Below are 1146 nucleotides of genomic sequence, written 5' to 3'. Positions count from 1 at the left end.
TCTCCCTGACAAGTTGCTATGCAGTTTTCAAGGTTCTGACTGGATAGAATCCAGCAGGCGCTCAAGTCAATCACTTGGGTCGTTGCTGAAATCTCGCAGTTGTTTTTTCTGCCCCGGTGTTTTAGTTTAGCACGGCTGCTTTTTGACTGTCAATCCCTTTGATGGAATTTTTTTCTTTGCGCCGACGGGCTTACATCTTCAACTTGGGTGGTTGCTTAACTGTTCCAGTTTGTTTTCCGCCCCGGTCTTTGACTTTAGCACGGCTGCTTTTTGACTGTCAACTTTTTTTCTGGAGTTTTTTTCTTTGAGCCGGCGGGCTGAACTCATAAGCTGGGGTCGTCTCTCAACTCACCCACTCTTTTTTCCGCCCCGGTCTTTTACTTTAGCACGGCTGCTTTTTGATTGTCAATCCTTTTTCTGGATTTTTTTCTCAAATTGCTGGCTGGGCTTTCAGTGACTCCTTTTGAGCCTGTCTTTCATCTTACCACACCCTCTCCGGGCAATGTCAACGATAAAAGATTTGTTTTTTTGGTGGAGGTAAGCGGACTCGAACCGCTGGCTTCTGCCGTGCAAAGGCAGCGCTCTACCAACTGAGCTATACCCCCAGTGTGTGGATCGTTTATTTTGGATTTTGGATTTTCGATTCAATCTGAAATCTAAAATCCCTTGGCTATGGTCTATTATGGACTCTAACCAGCGACCTCACAATTTGAGATCTAATCTAAAAACCCAAATTGAACATCTAAAACCCATTGGAGGTGGGCCATCCTGGACTCGAACCAGGGACCTCACCCTTATCAGGGGTGCGCTCTAACCACCTGAGCTAATAGCCCATGAAACGAACCGGGAATTAGTTTGAAAGCCATTTCTTCAAAAACTTCGCTCGACCTTGGGATGACTTGACTGCACGCTTTATTTCTGTTGGGTAATGCGTCACAGACAAGTTGGTCTCCCTAAAAAGGAGGTGATCCAGCCACACCTTCCGGTACGGCTACCTTGTTACGACTTCACCCCAGTCACCAGCCCAGCCTTCGGCGTCCTCCCCCTTGCGGTTAGAGTAACGACTTCGGGCTAAACCAGCTCCCATGGTGTGACGGGCGGTGTGTACAAGGCCCGGGAACGTATTCACCGCAGTATGCTGACCTG

2 tRNA genes and 1 other annotated feature (1 of these 3 only partly in view) are annotated in these 1146 nt (G+C 48.1%); both genes read right to left on the bottom strand.

Features of this window, described 5'->3' with window-relative positions:
• Positions 1–529 precede the first annotated feature (529 nt).
• Positions 530–605 (bottom strand) — tRNA-Ala (locus tag OSC10802_RS57020).
• 154 nt (positions 606–759) lie between these two features.
• Positions 760–833, bottom strand: a tRNA-Ile gene (locus tag OSC10802_RS57015).
• 124 nt (positions 834–957) lie between these two features.
• Positions 958–1146 (bottom strand) — a sequence feature (mutual gap in cmsearch alignment for this rRNA model is longer than 100) (it continues 1088 nt past the right edge of the window).

The sequence above is a fragment of the Kamptonema formosum PCC 10802 genome, from assembly GCF_000332335.1.
Classification (GTDB): domain Bacteria; phylum Cyanobacteriota; class Cyanobacteriia; order Cyanobacteriales; family Oscillatoriaceae; genus Oscillatoria.
The sequence above is the reverse complement of the archived record's forward strand: the minus strand, read 5'-3'. Positions and strand labels throughout refer to the sequence as shown.